Source organism: Marinobacter salinisoli (assembly GCF_017301335.1).
Taxonomy (GTDB): domain Bacteria; phylum Pseudomonadota; class Gammaproteobacteria; order Pseudomonadales; family Oleiphilaceae; genus Marinobacter; species Marinobacter salinisoli.
Genome location: NZ_CP071247.1, coordinates 1,194,745 through 1,209,166, shown reverse-complemented (window position 1 = coordinate 1,209,166; position 14,422 = coordinate 1,194,745). Strand labels below are relative to the sequence as shown.

The window sequence follows — 14,422 nt, the reverse complement described above, 5'->3', positions numbered from 1 at the left end:
CGGACCGGCATTCTGAACCGGACCTTTATTCTTGAGTGACTCTGCTCTTAGTTAACTCTCAAATTACTCCAAGGTGAGAGACCCCGCAAGCCCTTCACAGTGCCCCTGTTTTAACCCCCGGGCCGCGAAACAGCAGCACCAAACCAACAATCGTCAACAGGCAGAAGAAGATAGCGGTCCACCCGGGAATGCTCAGGCCGAGGAAGCGCCATACTACCTCTGCACAATCCCCTGTACCACGTATCGCCGTTGACAACACATCAAAAAACGGCAGCACTTCCAACATATAATCAACCGACGGCCCGCACGCAGGAACCTGATCTGCCGGCAGGTTCTGCAGCCACAGCTGTCGCCCGGCCAACGCAAGACCAAGGCCGGAGGCAATCGCGATCAGCACCCCGTATATACGAACACCTACACCGGCAGGACCATGCAACAGCCCAAGAAAAGCAACCAGTCCGGCACCCATGAAGCCAAAGCGCTGTAACCAACACAGCGGACAGGGTTCGAGCCCCATGATGTGCTCCATGTAAAAGGCCACGCCCAGCAACGCGGCACACACCAGAAATACCAAGCCAAACACGGATCTGCTCGTCAAAATGATTCCTCAAGCCAGTGAATTTAAACTGCATCCTCAAACCGGGGCTGTTATCCTCGGCTCATTGAATTGCGCGGCGCGCCGTCGCCACTAAACCCTAAACCATGACCAACATCAAGGCTATGACACCGCAACTGAAATCGACCCTGCTTCTGACGCTATTGGCACTGATTCTGACCGCCCCCGTGGCTCAGGCAGACGAAGTGGCGAACGAGCAAGACACCAGTGAAGGAAGTGGTGTCACCGACTACATTGCCATGGACCCGCCGTTTGTTACCCACGTCGGCGCGCCCTCCCACAAGCCGACCTACCTGAAGGCATCAGTCAGCCTGCGAACATCGACCAGCACCGCACGTGCCGCGATAGAAACCCACATGCCACGATTGCGCCATGAACTGGTGATGTTGTTCGGCGAGCAAACCAACGCCGATCAGCTGACGTCTCTGGACGGTCAGCAGGCGCTGCGGGAAGAGGCGAAAAAACGGATGAATGAGGTGCTGGAACGGCAGCAAACCGGCGAGTCCATCACCGGGGTTCTGTTTACCGAATTTGTCGTGCAGAGGTAGCGCTCAGACGCGCCAGAATCGATCAGGCGATGCGGGAGAAAAAGTCATTGTCAGGGATTTTCTGCTGATTGACCGCGGCGGATGAATCATCCCAGCCCGCCTCCCAGGCGGCGACGACAACTTCCCCACGGTAGGGGCAGCGATGTTTCTTCATCCCCATGGACGCCGCCATATAGCCCTGACGATAGGCCTTGTTCAGCGCCTCCACGTCCCAGCCCAGTTTTATATCCCTGGCCATGCCACAACTCTCCTTGTCGGTGTGACGTAGAAATTAGCAGGCGGTTCCACCACCAACAAACCTGCCTTCTCGTTTTGTGATTCAGGTCCGCGGGCGATGGAACAGGGTGCAGATTATGCTTGCTGGTAGCGCTCCAGGAACTGGTCGAACGGCTCGTTTTCCTCGATTTCGAATTGCCGCTGTTCCGCCAGGGAGGTTTCGGACAGCGCCTGAAAATCCGCCAACACCTGTGCATCAAGACCTTCCTGACGCAGAGTGTCCTGATGCTGTCTGGACACATCCAGCCCCCATTCCCTGTGCCCCATGCCCCGGCTCGCCATGGCATCCAGAACACGGGCAGAAGGCACACCGGAAAAGTCCGGTTCGGCCAATTTACGACGCTGGTCCGCAAGGGCCAGGCGATACGTATTTCCGCCGTTCCAACCGTCCAACAGGTCCGCCAGCGGCTCAAGCTGATCCAGCAACTGGGTGGCCGCATCGCTCATCAGTGCGCGCTCGCCACCACGACACAGCTTCAGGGCGGCATCACGGCCCCGTGCCACCACGTCCTTGTAGTTGTCATCCAGGCGCTCGCACTCGGCATCGCCAATACGGGGACTGTCTTCCAGCAGGCAATCGAGCAGGAACAGGTCCATGAAATCGATCTGGCTGGCGTTCACACCCACGGGCGAGAACGGGTCCAGATCCAGACAGCGCACTTCAATGTATTCCACACCGCGGGCATCCAGGGCCTGGATGGGCTTTTCACCGCGGTTTGTGGTGCGTTTGGGGCGCACGGCACTGTAGTACTCGTTCTCAATCTGCAGAACACTGGTATTAATCTGGACAAACTTGCCATCCCGCTGGACACCGATGGCCTCGTATTCCGGCCAGGGCGTGTGGATCGCACGGTGCAGCGTACTGGTGTAGGTACCCAGTTCGTTGAAACAGATGTTCAGCGACGACTGGGCGTTGTTGTGGTAGCCCAGATCGCCCATCCTCAGTGACGTTGCCTGCTCACCAAACCAGGTCTGCTCGTCAAAGCGGGTCAGGTTGTGACTGACATTGGCCACGAAGCTGGCATCCAGCGCAGGGGATGCGCCAAACAGCAGCATCAGCAACCAGCTGCGGCGCCGGAAATTGCGCACCAGCCAGAAATACTGATCCGACTTGAAATCCTTCAGGCTCTGCTGATTACCCAGTGCTTGCTGCCAGACGCGCCAGAACTCGTCGGGCAACGACAGGTTGTAATGGGCACCGGCGATGCTCTGCATCATACGGCCATAACGCACCGCCAGGCCCTGTCGGTAGACATGCTTGAGCTGGCCAATGTTGGATGTGCCGTACTCAGCGATGGGGATACTGGCATCACCGTCCAGCTGGCAGGGCATGCTGGCAGCCCAGAACACCTCGTCGCCCAGCTCCCGCTGGACAAACCGATGGATGTTGCTGAGGGATTCGAGCATCTCTCCGGTGCTTGAACACACGGGCGTGATCAGCTCCAGCAGCGCTTCGGAATAATCTGTGGTAATCCGGGGATGGGTCAGCGCGGAACCCAGCGCTTCCGGGTGCGGCGTTTGCGCAATAAAGCCATTGCGATCGACCCGCAGGCCTTCTTTTTCCACCCCTTTCAAAAAACCGTACCAGTCACTGGCCGCAAACTGGCTCAAAACAGAAAAGCGGGAATCAGCCATCGTGAACTCCTGCTGCCGCTGGCATGCCCTGGCCTGGCATGCCAGCTGGTGAAAAGAGAATTCGGGTTAACGACCGCCCTTGCGGGCAGAGGCCAATGCCTGAGCCATGGCTCCCGCCATCGCACCCTGCTGAGGCTGACTACCCTTGGACTGACGACCGCCCGCGTTACCGGAGCGTTTCTCTCCACGGCTGGAGCGGGGCGCCGGTCCGCTGGTTTTCTCTCCGGGCTGGTCATCCATACGCATGGACAGCGCAATTCGTTTGCGGGGTATATCCACGTCCATCACTTTCACCTTGACGATGTCGCCCGCTTTCACGACGTCCCTCGGATCGTTGACGAAAGTATGGGACAGCGCCGAGATGTGCACCAGTCCATCCTGGTGTACGCCGATATCCACAAACGCGCCGAAGTTGGTCACGTTGGTGACCGACCCTTCAAGCACCATGCCCGGCTCAAGATCACTCAGGGTTTCCACGCCTTCCTCAAAACTGGCGAAACGGAATTCCGGTCGCGGATCCCGCCCCGGTTTTTCCAGTTCGGCAATGATGTCCTTCACCGTTGGCAAACCGAATTGCTCGGTTACGTAATCCTTCGGGTCCAGGCTGCGCAGGAACGCGGCATCACCGATGAGGTTTTCGACTTTGCGCTGGTTCTTGGCGGCGATGGCCTCAACCACGCCGTAGGCTTCCGGGTGCACCGAAGAACGATCGAGTGGATTGGCGCCGGAGGCGATCCGCAGGAAGCCGGCGGCCTGTTCAAAGGTGCGATCGCCGAGGCGGCTGACCTTGAGCAGTTGCTTGCGATCGCTGAACAGCCCGTTCTGGTTCCGGAAATCCACAATGTTCTGCGCGATACTCTGGTTCAGGCCGGAAACCCGAGACAACAGAGGCACGGACGCGGTGTTCAGGTCCACACCAACACCGTTTACACAGTCTTCCACCACGGCATCCAGGCTACGGGATAACTGCACCTGGGAAACGTCGTGCTGGTACTGGCCCACGCCGATGGACTTGGGTTCAATCTTCACCAGCTCGGCCAGCGGGTCCTGCAACCGGCGAGCGATGGATACCGCACCGCGCACGGTGACATCGAGTTCTGGCAGTTCGCGCGCGGCGAACTCGGACGCCGAATAAATCGACGCGCCGGATTCACTGACCACAATGCGCGCCAGCTTGAGTTCCGGGTAGCGTTTGCACAGATCCGCCACCAGCTTTTCGGTTTCCCGGGACGCGGTGCCATTACCGATGGCGACCAGCTCGATCTTGAACTCACGGCACCAGACAGCCATTTGTTCGATGGAACGATCCCACTGATTTTTCGGAGCGTGGGGGAACATGGCGCCGTGGCCGGCAACCTTGCCGGTGCCATCAATGATCGCCACTTTCACACCGGTACGCAGGCCGGGATCCAGCCCCAGCGTTGGGCGCGGGCCGGCCGGGGCCAGCAACAGCAGATCCTTGAGGTTGGCGGCGAATACATTGATGGCCTCGCTTTCGGCCGTTTCCCGAACCTGGCCCATCAGATCGGTTTCGATCTGGGTGGACAGTTTGACGCGCCAGGTCCAGCGCACCACTTCGGATAGCCATTTGTCGGCGGCACGACCGTTATCACGAATATTCCAGTGCGCGGCAATACGCTGTTCGGCCGGATGGGGCTGACGGCGGTCGTCGCTTTCCTCGCCCATCACGATCGCGTAGGTCAGGATGCCCTCATTACGGCCGCGCAAGATGGCCAGGGCCCGGTGCGACGGGACTTTTTTCAGCGGTTCGACATGATCGAAATAATCGCGGAACTTGGCGCCTTCGTTTTCCTTGCCCTCAATGACCGAGACCTTCAACTGGCCACCGTGCCAGATGAAATCCCGCAGGTTGCCCAGTAACTCCGCGTCTTCGGCAAAGCGCTCCATAAGAATGTAACGGGCACCATCGAGCGCAGCTTTGGCGTCGTCAATGCCGGCGTCTGCGTTGACATAACCCTGCGCGGTGCCTTCCGGGTCCTGCGTTGGATCGTCATAAAGCGTGTGCGCCAGAGGCTCCAGTCCGGCTTCACGGGCAATCTGGGCCTTGGTACGGCGCTTGGGCTTGTACGGAAGGTACAGATCTTCCAGGCGATTCTTGGTGTCCGCGTCGTTGATACTGGCGCGCAGCTCGTCGGTGAGCTTGCCCTGCTCATCGATGCTGCTGAGAATCGCGGCCCTGCGGTCTTCCAGCTCCCGCAGGTAACGCAACCGTTCTTCCAGTGTCCGCAGCTGGGTATCATCCAGCGAGCCGGTGATTTCTTTCCGGTAACGGGCGATGAAGGGAACCGTGGCACCCTCGTTGAGCAGTCCGATCGTCGCGTTGACCTGCTGTTCGCGTACGCCCAGTTCTTCGGCAATACGGCTGGAAATACTGTTCATGCAACCTCTGTTCACGTGGCTCAGTGTCAAACGGAAAGGGGGAAAGGTACAGCGGCCAACGGCAACAGGCAAGCGGGTGCGTTGTCCGGCTCAGCAAACCATCGCAGTATCATCCACAAGGTACTCTGGGCCCGACTGGTGTAAAATCAGCCGCAATTCATCATTCAGCTTTTTAATCCCAGACCTTATCGCTGTGAACAAACTCAATCCCAGACAAAGTGAAGCGGTGCGTTACGCCAATGGCCCGTTGCTGGTGCTCGCCGGCGCCGGCAGCGGCAAGACCAGCGTTATCACCCGCAAGATTGCCTATCTGATTGAGGAGGTCGGGATTCCCGGGCGCCACATTGCGGCCGTGACCTTCACCAACAAAGCCGCTCGGGAAATGAAAGAGCGGGTCACCCGCATTGTCGACCGCACCCTCGCCCGGGGGCTGATCGTTTCGACCTTCCACAACCTCGGCCTGAACATGATCCGGGAAGAGCACGAGCACCTCGGTTACCGCCCCGGCTTTTCCATTTTCGACGCCGAGGATGCCAAGGCCCTGCTGCAGGACCTGATGTTCAGCGATGGCAGCGCCGACGCTGGCGACGAGGTCGGTGACGTGCAGATGACCATATCCTCATGGAAAAACGCCCTGAAAACGCCGGCAGAGGCGCTCAGCAAAGCGGCCGACGAGCGTGAGCAGCGCATAGCCCTGGTGTACGGCAAGTACAACGAGTACCTCAAGGCTTACAACGCGGTGGATTTCGACGACCTGATCCTGCTGCCGGTTCAGCTGTTCCGCGCCAATCCGGACGTGCTGACCAAATGGCGCAAGAAAATCCGCTACATGCTGGTGGATGAGTACCAGGACACCAACGTGTGTCAGTACGAACTGGTCAAACTGCTGGTCGCGGAGCGGGCGGCGTTCACCGTGGTAGGCGACGATGACCAGTCGATTTACGCCTGGCGTGGTGCGCGGCCGGAAAACCTGGTTCAGCTGAAAGAAGACTTCCCCAGCCTGCGAATCGTCAAGCTGGAGCAAAACTACCGCTCCACCGGGCGCATACTGCGCAGTGCCAACACGGTGATCGCCAACAATCCCCACGTGTTTGAAAAAACCCTGTGGAGCGATCACACCATCGGTGACGAACTGCGGGTAATCCGGTGCCGTAACGAAGACGCGGAAACCGATCGCGTCGCCACCGAAATCCTCGACAAGAAACTCAAGCAGGGGCTGGAATTCCGGGACTTCGCGGTACTGTACCGGGGTAACCATCAGGCCCGCCTGCTGGAAATGAAACTGCAGGCGTACCAGATTCCCTACCGGCTGTCCGGCGGCCAGTCCTTTTTCTCCAAGAACGAGATCAAGGACGCCATGTCCTACCTGCGCCTGATGATCAACCCGGACGATGACGCGGCTTTTCTGCGGGTGGTGAACGTGCCGCGCCGGGAAATCGGACCCAAAACCCTGGAACAGCTGGCCGGTTACGCCCGCACCCGCAATGTCAGCCTGTTCCGGTCGCTGCACGATATGGGCGCTGAAGCCCACGTGGCGGAAAAGGGGCTCGACCGTCTGCGGCGCTTTGCGCACTGGGTCGATGCCACCTGCGAGCGCCTGCACAGCGAAGATCCAATTCCGGTGATCAAGCAGCTTTTCACGGACATCGAGTACGAAGAGTGGCTGCACCAGCATTCTGGCACGCCCAAGCAGGCAGAGCGTCGGATGGAAAACATCTGGTACCTGGTGGATTCCATTCAGCGCATGCTCGACGACGGCAAGGGCACCGCCGATGAAATTGGCTTCGAGGACGCCATCACCAAGCTGATTCTGCGGGATATGATGGAGCAGCGGGAAGAAGAGGACGACAGTGACAAGGTCCAACTGCTGACCCTGCACGCCTCCAAGGGGCTGGAGTTTCCACACGTGTTCATCATGGGCCTGGAAGAAGAAATCCTGCCCCACCGCACCAGCATTGAAGAGGGCAACATCGAAGAAGAGCGCCGGCTGATGTATGTGGGCATCACCCGTGCCCGGGAAACCCTGGCGATGACCTACGCCGCCTCGCGCAAACAGTACGGTGAAAAAATCGAAACCATCCCCAGCCGGTTTCTGGACGAGTTGCCAGAGGACGATGTGCTCTGGGAAGGCAGAGGCGACCTGGATGCCGAGGCAAACCAGAAGAAGGGCAAGGCCACACTCAGCGCCCTTTTAGGCGACCTGGACGGCTGACCGGGACCGGGTACAACAGCGAGTCCGGATAACAAAAAACCCCGCAAGAGCGGGGTTTTTCAGTTCAGTGCCGGAGCCTGACTTACTGGCTTTCGGAAACCAGGTGCTCAACCGCCGCCTTGATTTCTTCGTCCGGACAGTTGGCGCAACCGCCTTTGGCTGGCATGGCGTTGAAACCGTTGATGGCATTCTCAACCAGGGTCTCCAGGCCCTTCTCAATGCGCGGAGCCCAGGCACCGGCATCACCGATCTTGGGCGCACCGGCCGCACCCGTGGTATGACAGGCCATGCAAACCGCATCGTAAACTTCTGAACCAGAGCGCGGCCCTGAGCTGGCGGTCTGGGTGGGCGCCGCGGCTTCACCACACTCGTCACCCTGGAGACACACCTCCCCTACCGGCTCGATGCGTGAACGAATCTCATCTTCTACACTTGCCATCACAGCACCGGCGGCGAAACCGAAGCCGATCAGCATGACAGCCAGGACTCTCTTCATCTTCACAATGCACCTCGCATTAGCGCGTTATAATCGTCAGTGGTCGCATTATAGCGACTGAACCCTGGCAAAAAAACCAAGTGGCTGAATCGAGGCAGAATCTGTCCACTATTTTTATTGCCATTTCGTCAGCCTGACAGCATCCGGTCGCCCGTCACGCTACCATACGCCCTCATCCCCCATCCCCTTCCCGGAGCCATTGTATGCAACCCAACGCCCCCACACCTCACCCACTTCGCAGGGTCCTGTTGATTGCCGAGTTTGGTGCGCTGGCCGTGCTTCTGGGCTCCATGGCCTGGTTTTCCAGCCACACCGCCGATGGCGGCACGCTGCAAGCCGCATGGCTGCTGATCCCTGCCGTCGCAAGCCTGGTGGTGTTTCTGAGCTTTATCGGCCTGATGTACCTGCGCTGGGTGGCGGCCGCCAATGACGCCAACCGGGTCAGGCACACCCTCATTTTTGCTCTGCTGGCTCTGACCCTGATTGGTGTCTGGCTTTATGGCATCGGCAAAACCTGGCTGAGCATGCAGGCGGGATGATGAACATGACCCTGAAACGGTTCTATCCGACTCTGATGCTATTGAGCACAGCCGTCTCTCTCAGTGTCAGCGCACAGGTGTCAGACGACCCCGGCACCTACACAACGGCCCTGAGCCCGGAAGACTGCGCGCTGATTGAAAACGGGGTGCAGAGACTGGCCTGTTACGACCGACTGCAGAATCCGGAAGCCGCCCGGCAAGCCGCTTCCCCGGAACGTGTTGAAGAAGCCCAGCAGGATGCCGCGGAGGCTATACCCGGGCTGACGGAAGGAACCGGCGGTCTACCCGCAGAGGATGAGAGGGTCATGGATAATGTCCTCGACCGCTATCTGCGCGCCGAAAAGGCGGTTTTTTCCTTCTCCGGCAGTTTTGTCGGCTATCGGCCGACCTACATTTTACCGGTCAGCTATGTGGTCGACCCGAATCCCAACCCCAACAGTCCGACCCTGGGCATTTCCGGTTACGACTACGACCTGGAAAGGGAGGAGGCGAAATATCAGATCAGTTTCAAGGTTCCATTGCTGACGGGCATGCTGGACCAGCGCACGACGCTCTGGTTTGGCTATACCCAGAAGTCCTTCTGGCAGGTCTACAACCGGGATTCCTCCGCGCCGTTCCGGGAAACCAATTACGAACCCGAGATTTTCGTCCGTTACCAAACCGACTGGAATATCGGCAAGGGCAAACTGAATGCCCTGACCTTCGGTTTCAACCATCAGTCCAACGGCCAGTCGGAGCCCCGCTCCCGCAGCTGGAACCGCCTCATCGGTTCGGCCGGGTACAGCTACGGGCGCTGGCTGCTCATTGTTCAGCCCTGGTACCGGATTCCCGAGGATCTGAATAACGACGATAACCCGGACATCGAACGGTATCTGGGCTACGCCAACTACATCGGCGTTTACAAGCTCACCGAGGACCGCACGCTGTCCCTGCAGCTGATGAACAACCTGCGTTCGAGCAACAACAAGACCTCGGTTGAACTGGCCTACAGTTTTCCCATGGGCGACAGCCTGCGCGGCTTTATCCAGTACTACAACGGTTATGGCGAGAGCCTGATCGATTACAACGAACGTATTCAGCGCTTCGGCATCGGGGTGATGCTGAACGATTGGCTATAAGCAGAAAAAACCTGGGAAGGAAAATAACGCCCCCGGAAGCTTTACGCCTCCGGGAGGGCCGCCACAATGAGTAGCTGAATTATCGGTTCAGGCGCTCCATCTCGGCGAGCAGCTCTTCGGTCTTGGCTTCCATCAGCGCCTTGTCGCCGCGCGCTTCGACGTTCAGCCGAACCACCGGCTCGGTGTTGGACATGCGCAGATTGAAGCGCCAGTCGTCAAACTCGATGCTGACACCGTCGACCTTGCTGACGCGTCCACCCTGCTCACGGTAGTTGGCCTCGATGGCCGAGATCACGGCTTTCGGATCGGCAATGGTGCGGTTGATTTCACCACTGGCCGGGTAGGCTTCGATGCGGGCATCAATCAGCGACGACAGAGTCTGGCCGGACTGGCACAGGCGCTCGGCCACCAGCAACCAGGGAATCATGCCGCTGTCGCAGTAGGCGAAGTCACGGAAGTAGTGGTGCGCACTCATCTCGCCGCCGTACACGGCGTCCTCATCCCGCATGCGCTGCTTGATGAAGGCGTGTCCGGTTTTGCTTTCCACAGGCGTGCCGCCCGCTGCCTGCACCAGATCCAGCGTATTCCAGGTCAGCCGCGGGTCATGGATGACGGCACCGCCACCGGTCTTGCGCAGAAACTGGTCTGCCAACAGGCCCACGATGTAGTAGCCCTCGATGAAGCGACCATTCTCGTCAAAGAAGAAACAGCGATCGTAATCGCCATCCCAGGCAATCCCCATCGCCGCCTGTTGAGCGACCACGGCCTCGGCGGTGGCCGAGCGGTTTTCGGGCAGAATCGGGTTGGGGACACCATTGGGGAAGTTGCCATCCGCCTCGTGATGGACCTTCACGAACCTGAACGGCAGGTGTTTTTCCAACTGGTCAATCACCAGACCCGCTCCGCCGTTACCGGCGTTGGCCACGATGGTCAGCGGCTTCAGTGAGGCGGTATCGATGTACCCGAGCAAATGCTCGACGTAGGCATCCATCGCATCCAGGGTTTCATAGCTGCCTTGCTCGGAGGCATCGGTAAACGGTTCCAGCACCCGGTCGCGAATGTCGTTCAGGCCATTATCGGAACTGATGGGGCGGGACTCCGGCCCCACCATTTTCATGCCGTTGTGGTTCTTCGGGTTGTGGCTCGCCGTTACCATGATGCCGCCATCCATCTCGTAATGGCTGGTGGCGAAGTACACCTGCTCGGTACCGCAAAGGCCAATGTCATAGACATTCGCACCCGCAGCCCTCAGCCCATCACTCAAGGCCGTGGCGATGTCCGGGCTGGACAGGCGAATGTCGTAACCGACAATCACCTTCTTGGCACCGGTCACGTCCACATAGGCGCGCCCAATGCGCTCCGCCAGGTCCGGATTCAGTTGCTCCGGCACCTGGCCTCGCAGGTCATAGGCTTTAAAACAGGACAAATCCATTATCAATATTACTCCGCGGGTGCTGACTGTAGCTGTATGTAGTTCTGTATGCCCATCTGGGAAATCAGCTCAAGCTGGGTTTCGAGCCAATCGATGTGCTCTTCTTCGCTGTCGAGAATACTACGGAACAGCTGCCGGCTGCCGTAGTCCTGCACCTGTTCGCAATAGGCGACGGCTTCTCTGAGCTCATCCACCGCCGCCAGCTCCAGCTTCAGGTCACAGGAGATCATCTCCTCGACGTTTTCACCAATCAGGAGCTTGTTGAGATCCTGAAGATTCGGCAAGCCCTCGAGAAACAGAATGCGCTCAATCAATTGATCGGCGTGTTTCATTTCATCAATGGACTCTTCGTATTCCTTGTCCGCCAGCTTGGTAATGCCCCAATCTTTGTACATGCGGGAATGGAGAAAATACTGGTTAATGGCGGTCAGTTCGTTCACGAGGACTTTATTGAGGTACTGTACAACCGTCTTGTCGCCTTTCATCGTCGGGCTCCTTTTAAGGTTGAAGCGGAGGGGGGAACCCTAATAGTAGCCGGTTCGGGAACAAGAAAAAAACACACCGGAAAAGGACGACGACGGCAAACCGGATACAGAAAAGCCGGGACACTGCCCGGCTCGGTCACTGAATACTAATAAGGCGCTACGCGGCAGGCGAGGCGAGCAAGTCGGCCATCGCGGTGTACTCCGGCGAGCGGCTTTCTCTCAGGATTTGCCGTGCGGTGCTGGCGCAGCGGCCGCACTGGCGGGCCACGCCCAGCTCCTCGCCCAGCTCACGCATGGAGGTCACGCCATTTTCGGCGGCTTCACGAATGCTCCGATCGGTTACGCCCTGGCACAGGCACACGTACATAATAATTCCCACTTAACAGTTCAGTTGTTAGTGATAATTATTGTCATTCGCGTCCAAAAGCGCAACCGTTCGGTCGTTAGAATTTGTATCAGGCCGCCATCACTTCCCGGGTCAGGTTACGATGGCCGTCGTCGGTGACAACCACGTTATCCTCAATCCGGATGCCGCCGCAGCCCCGGAGCTCCTCGATCACCGCACGGTTGATGTGCTTACCCAGCGGCCCCGCCAGTACCGGATCCAGTAGCGACGGAATGATGTACAGCCCCGGCTCAATGGTGACCACCATGCCCGGCTCCAGGGTCCGGGTCAGGCGCAGGAACGGTGCATCCTCCGGGGACGGCGTACGCTTGCCGGCGACGTCGTGCACCTGGATGCCCAGAAAATGACCAATGCCGTGAGGAAAGAACGCCCGGGTGACCCCTTCGGACACCAGCGCCTGTTCGTCCACCCCGTCCACAATGCCCGCAGCCACCAAAAGAGCCGCCAGCCCCTGATGGGTTTTCCGATGGATGTCGGCGTAATCGACACCGGGCGCAACCATGGCGCACAGGCGCTTCTGCAACTGATCCAGCCCGTGAATCAGGGCCGCGAAACGGTCTTCACCGGGCGCGGCGGTGGTTCGGGTGATGTCGGAACTGTAGCCCCGGAAACGCACCCCGGCATCGATCAGCAGACTACGGGGCTGGGACGGTGCCTCAACATCGTAGTACTGGTAGTGCAGAGTGCCGGCGTGCTCGTTCAGACCAATGATGCTGTGATAGGGGGATTCCGCCTCACGCTGGCCGGTGGCCTGCTGGTACGCAAGACTGATTCCGAATTCGCTTGCGCCCGCCAGAAACGCATTCTGGGCCGCACGATGGCCCTTTACCGCCAGTTCGTTGGCGCGCGCGAGGCAGGCAATTTCATACGGCGTCTTGCGGACACGGGTCTCTTCGATGGCGGTCAGCAGGTCCGCCGGGTTGTGCTCACCGGCGACGTCGCCAAGATAGGCCGGATCACCAATCACCGCGATCCTGCCCGCACCGTCAATAGACGGTACCTGGCGCTCGGCAATGAACCGGATATCCACCTGCTGATGCCAGGGCTCCGGGGAAAATTCCGGGTTGGCGTGCCAGAAGTCCACCGGCTGGAACAGCCACAGCACCGGCTTTTGCCCGGGACGAATCAGCAACCAGCTGAACTCCTGGTCCACCAGCCCCGTCCAGTGCACGAAGGGACCATAGCCGTGGAACACCCAGCCCTGATCGTCGGCGTACCGCATGGGCGCCGCGCCGGAGCTGATCAGCAAGCTGTCGAAGCCATGCTCGGCCAGGGCCTGTTCGTAACGTTGCTGCAGGGTCTCCAGATGATCGGTTTGCAGGGCCAGTAGTTCTGAATCAGACATGGTGTTGCTCTTCCAGTGTTTTCCAAAGCGTTAATAGGTCGTCCGAGCGAGGTTCCCGCAGGCGGATCAGGCGGATATCGACGGGAATATCCCACTGTTCGTCCCCTGCCCGCACCAGGCGGCCGAACTGCTCGCTTTTTTCGGTCATACGTTTCGGCAGCCACCCCATTCCGAAGCCCTGCTTCACCAATGCCTTGATGCTCGCCGAATGCGGACTTTCGTTCAGTGGCAACAGGTTCGCCTGCACCTTGCTCTGGCTCAGATGAGCCTCAATAGCCGAGTAGAGAAAGCCACGCGGGTGATGGGCGATCAAGGGCACTGGCTGGCCTGCACTACCGGGCAACACGAAACGGGGAGTCCCCTGGTCGTCGGCCACACTGACCGGCACCAAAAGTTCTTCACCCAGTGTCAGCCACTCGTAGCGCTCGGGCGTCAGTCGTTCCCGCCAGGGCAGATACCGGTGCCAGTAACACAGCACCAGTTCGCATTCGCCGTCATCCAGCGCATCCAGAAACTGCGCCCCCAGCCAGTTGGTCGACTTCAGGTTCAGCTGCAACTGATCCGCCGCCCCCGATACCGCCACCCACTCCTGAAAAAAGTGGGAAAACAGACTCTGGGTAGAGCCGACGCTGATCCGGGATTCGGCGGCTTCCTCGAGGGCCTGAATCCGCTCCCGGGTTTCGCGCACATCGCGGGTCGCCCGCTCGCAGAACTCGAGGAAAATCTCCCCGGCCGGAGTCAGCGCCAGCGGCAGGGTCTGACGATCAATGAGCGTCGTCCCCATGGCCTCTTCGAGCAGCTTGATGCGACGGCTGAACGTGGGCTGGCTCACGTGCTGCGCCTCGGCCGCACGTGAAAAATGGCGGGCCCGGGCCAGCGCCATAAAATCCTCAAGCCAACGTAAATCCATCATG

The 14,422-nt window shown here is 59.2% G+C and carries 14 protein-coding genes; 4 read left to right on the top strand and 10 right to left on the bottom strand.

What is annotated here, in order from left to right:
* Positions 1–94 precede the first annotated feature (94 nt).
* The gene (locus tag LPB19_RS05455) at positions 95–598 is read right to left on the bottom strand and encodes a disulfide bond formation protein B (protein WP_206645090.1); all 504 of its coding nucleotides are present in this window, start codon (positions 596–598) and stop codon (positions 95–97) included.
* 104 nt (positions 599–702) lie between these two features.
* On the opposite strand from LPB19_RS05455, the gene LPB19_RS05450 reads away from it, so the two are divergent.
* Positions 703–1,164, top strand: a complete 462-nt coding sequence (locus LPB19_RS05450) for a flagellar basal body-associated FliL family protein (RefSeq protein ID WP_206645089.1) — start codon at positions 703–705, stop codon at positions 1,162–1,164.
* 22 nt (positions 1,165–1,186) lie between these two features.
* Here the strand turns inward: LPB19_RS05450 and rmf are convergent, their stop codons facing one another.
* The 3 genes from rmf to LPB19_RS05435 all read right to left on the bottom strand — a co-directional run bounded on the left by rmf (position 1,187) and on the right by LPB19_RS05435 (position 5,475).
* Positions 1,187–1,402: a ribosome modulation factor gene (rmf, locus tag LPB19_RS05445; RefSeq protein WP_206645088.1), complete on the bottom strand. Its 216-nt coding sequence runs from the start codon at positions 1,400–1,402 to the stop codon at positions 1,187–1,189.
* A 113-nt stretch (positions 1,403–1,515) separates the two neighbouring features.
* Positions 1,516–3,075: a glutamate--cysteine ligase gene (gene gshA, locus LPB19_RS05440; RefSeq protein ID WP_206645087.1), complete on the bottom strand. Its 1,560-nt coding sequence runs from the start codon at positions 3,073–3,075 to the stop codon at positions 1,516–1,518.
* Between the two features lie 66 nt (positions 3,076–3,141).
* Positions 3,142–5,475 carry a Tex family protein gene (locus LPB19_RS05435; protein ID WP_206645086.1) on the bottom strand — a complete coding sequence of 778 codons (2,334 nt, stop codon included), beginning with the start codon at positions 5,473–5,475 and terminating at the stop codon, positions 3,142–3,144.
* A 193-nt stretch (positions 5,476–5,668) separates the two neighbouring features.
* Between LPB19_RS05435 and rep the strand changes: the two genes are divergently transcribed.
* Complete coding sequence (rep, locus tag LPB19_RS05430) at positions 5,669–7,687, top strand: DNA helicase Rep (RefSeq protein WP_206645085.1); 2,019 nt, start codon at positions 5,669–5,671, stop codon at positions 7,685–7,687.
* Positions 7,688–7,769: 82 nt separating this feature from the next.
* Here rep and LPB19_RS05425 read toward each other — a convergent pair whose 3' ends face one another.
* Positions 7,770–8,183: a c-type cytochrome gene (locus LPB19_RS05425; protein ID WP_206645084.1), complete on the bottom strand. Its 414-nt coding sequence runs from the start codon at positions 8,181–8,183 to the stop codon at positions 7,770–7,772.
* 203 nt (positions 8,184–8,386) lie between these two features.
* Between LPB19_RS05425 and LPB19_RS05420 the strand changes: the two genes are divergently transcribed.
* Positions 8,387–8,722: a hypothetical protein gene (locus tag LPB19_RS05420; RefSeq protein ID WP_206645083.1), complete on the top strand. Its 336-nt coding sequence runs from the start codon at positions 8,387–8,389 to the stop codon at positions 8,720–8,722.
* Positions 8,723–8,727: 5 nt separating this feature from the next.
* Positions 8,728–9,840: a phospholipase A gene (locus LPB19_RS05415; protein ID WP_228289222.1), complete on the top strand. Its 1,113-nt coding sequence runs from the start codon at positions 8,728–8,730 to the stop codon at positions 9,838–9,840.
* A 79-nt stretch (positions 9,841–9,919) separates the two neighbouring features.
* Here the strand turns inward: LPB19_RS05415 and LPB19_RS05410 are convergent, their stop codons facing one another.
* From LPB19_RS05410 to LPB19_RS05390, 5 genes are all read right to left on the bottom strand, one after another.
* Positions 9,920–11,272 carry a phosphohexomutase domain-containing protein gene (locus tag LPB19_RS05410; protein ID WP_323127904.1) on the bottom strand — a complete coding sequence of 451 codons (1,353 nt, stop codon included), beginning with the start codon at positions 11,270–11,272 and terminating at the stop codon, positions 9,920–9,922.
* Between the two features lie 8 nt (positions 11,273–11,280).
* On the bottom strand, positions 11,281–11,757 hold the full coding sequence (bfr, locus tag LPB19_RS05405; RefSeq protein WP_206645082.1) for a bacterioferritin: 477 nt from the start codon (positions 11,755–11,757) through the stop codon (positions 11,281–11,283).
* Between the two features lie 157 nt (positions 11,758–11,914).
* The gene (locus LPB19_RS05400; RefSeq protein WP_206645081.1) at positions 11,915–12,124 is read right to left on the bottom strand and encodes a bacterioferritin-associated ferredoxin; all 210 of its coding nucleotides are present in this window, start codon (positions 12,122–12,124) and stop codon (positions 11,915–11,917) included.
* 88 nt (positions 12,125–12,212) lie between these two features.
* Positions 12,213–13,508, bottom strand: coding sequence for a Xaa-Pro dipeptidase (pepQ, locus tag LPB19_RS05395; RefSeq protein WP_206645080.1), 1,296 nt, complete (start codon positions 13,506–13,508; stop codon positions 12,213–12,215).
* Complete coding sequence (locus LPB19_RS05390; protein WP_206645079.1) at positions 13,501–14,418, bottom strand: LysR family transcriptional regulator; 918 nt, start codon at positions 14,416–14,418, stop codon at positions 13,501–13,503. The genes pepQ and LPB19_RS05390 overlap by 8 nt, the downstream gene beginning before the upstream one ends.
* Positions 14,419–14,422: the final 4 nt, after the last annotated feature.

What these genes read in the sequence shown, in the direction of transcription:
- LPB19_RS05450 (WP_206645089.1), top strand. Translation starts at nt 703, where the DNA reads ATGACCAACATCAAGGCTATGACACCGCAACTGAAATCGACCCTGCTT.
- rmf (WP_206645088.1), bottom strand. Translation starts at nt 1,402, where the DNA reads ATGGCCAGGGATATAAAACTGGGCTGGGACGTGGAGGCGCTGAACAAG.
- gshA (WP_206645087.1), bottom strand. Translation starts at nt 3,075, where the DNA reads ATGGCTGATTCCCGCTTTTCTGTTTTGAGCCAGTTTGCGGCCAGTGAC.
- LPB19_RS05435 (WP_206645086.1), bottom strand. Translation starts at nt 5,475, where the DNA reads ATGAACAGTATTTCCAGCCGTATTGCCGAAGAACTGGGCGTACGCGAA.
- LPB19_RS05425 (WP_206645084.1), bottom strand. Translation starts at nt 8,183, where the DNA reads ATGAAGAGAGTCCTGGCTGTCATGCTGATCGGCTTCGGTTTCGCCGCC.
- LPB19_RS05420 (WP_206645083.1), top strand. Translation starts at nt 8,387, where the DNA reads ATGCAACCCAACGCCCCCACACCTCACCCACTTCGCAGGGTCCTGTTG.
- LPB19_RS05415 (WP_228289222.1), top strand. Translation starts at nt 8,728, where the DNA reads ATGACCCTGAAACGGTTCTATCCGACTCTGATGCTATTGAGCACAGCC.
- LPB19_RS05410 (WP_323127904.1), bottom strand. Translation starts at nt 11,272, where the DNA reads ATGGATTTGTCCTGTTTTAAAGCCTATGACCTGCGAGGCCAGGTGCCG.
- bfr (WP_206645082.1), bottom strand. Translation starts at nt 11,757, where the DNA reads ATGAAAGGCGACAAGACGGTTGTACAGTACCTCAATAAAGTCCTCGTG.
- LPB19_RS05400 (WP_206645081.1), bottom strand. Translation starts at nt 12,124, where the DNA reads ATGTACGTGTGCCTGTGCCAGGGCGTAACCGATCGGAGCATTCGTGAA.
- pepQ (WP_206645080.1), bottom strand. Translation starts at nt 13,508, where the DNA reads ATGTCTGATTCAGAACTACTGGCCCTGCAAACCGATCATCTGGAGACC.
- LPB19_RS05390 (WP_206645079.1), bottom strand. Translation starts at nt 14,418, where the DNA reads ATGGATTTACGTTGGCTTGAGGATTTTATGGCGCTGGCCCGGGCCCGC.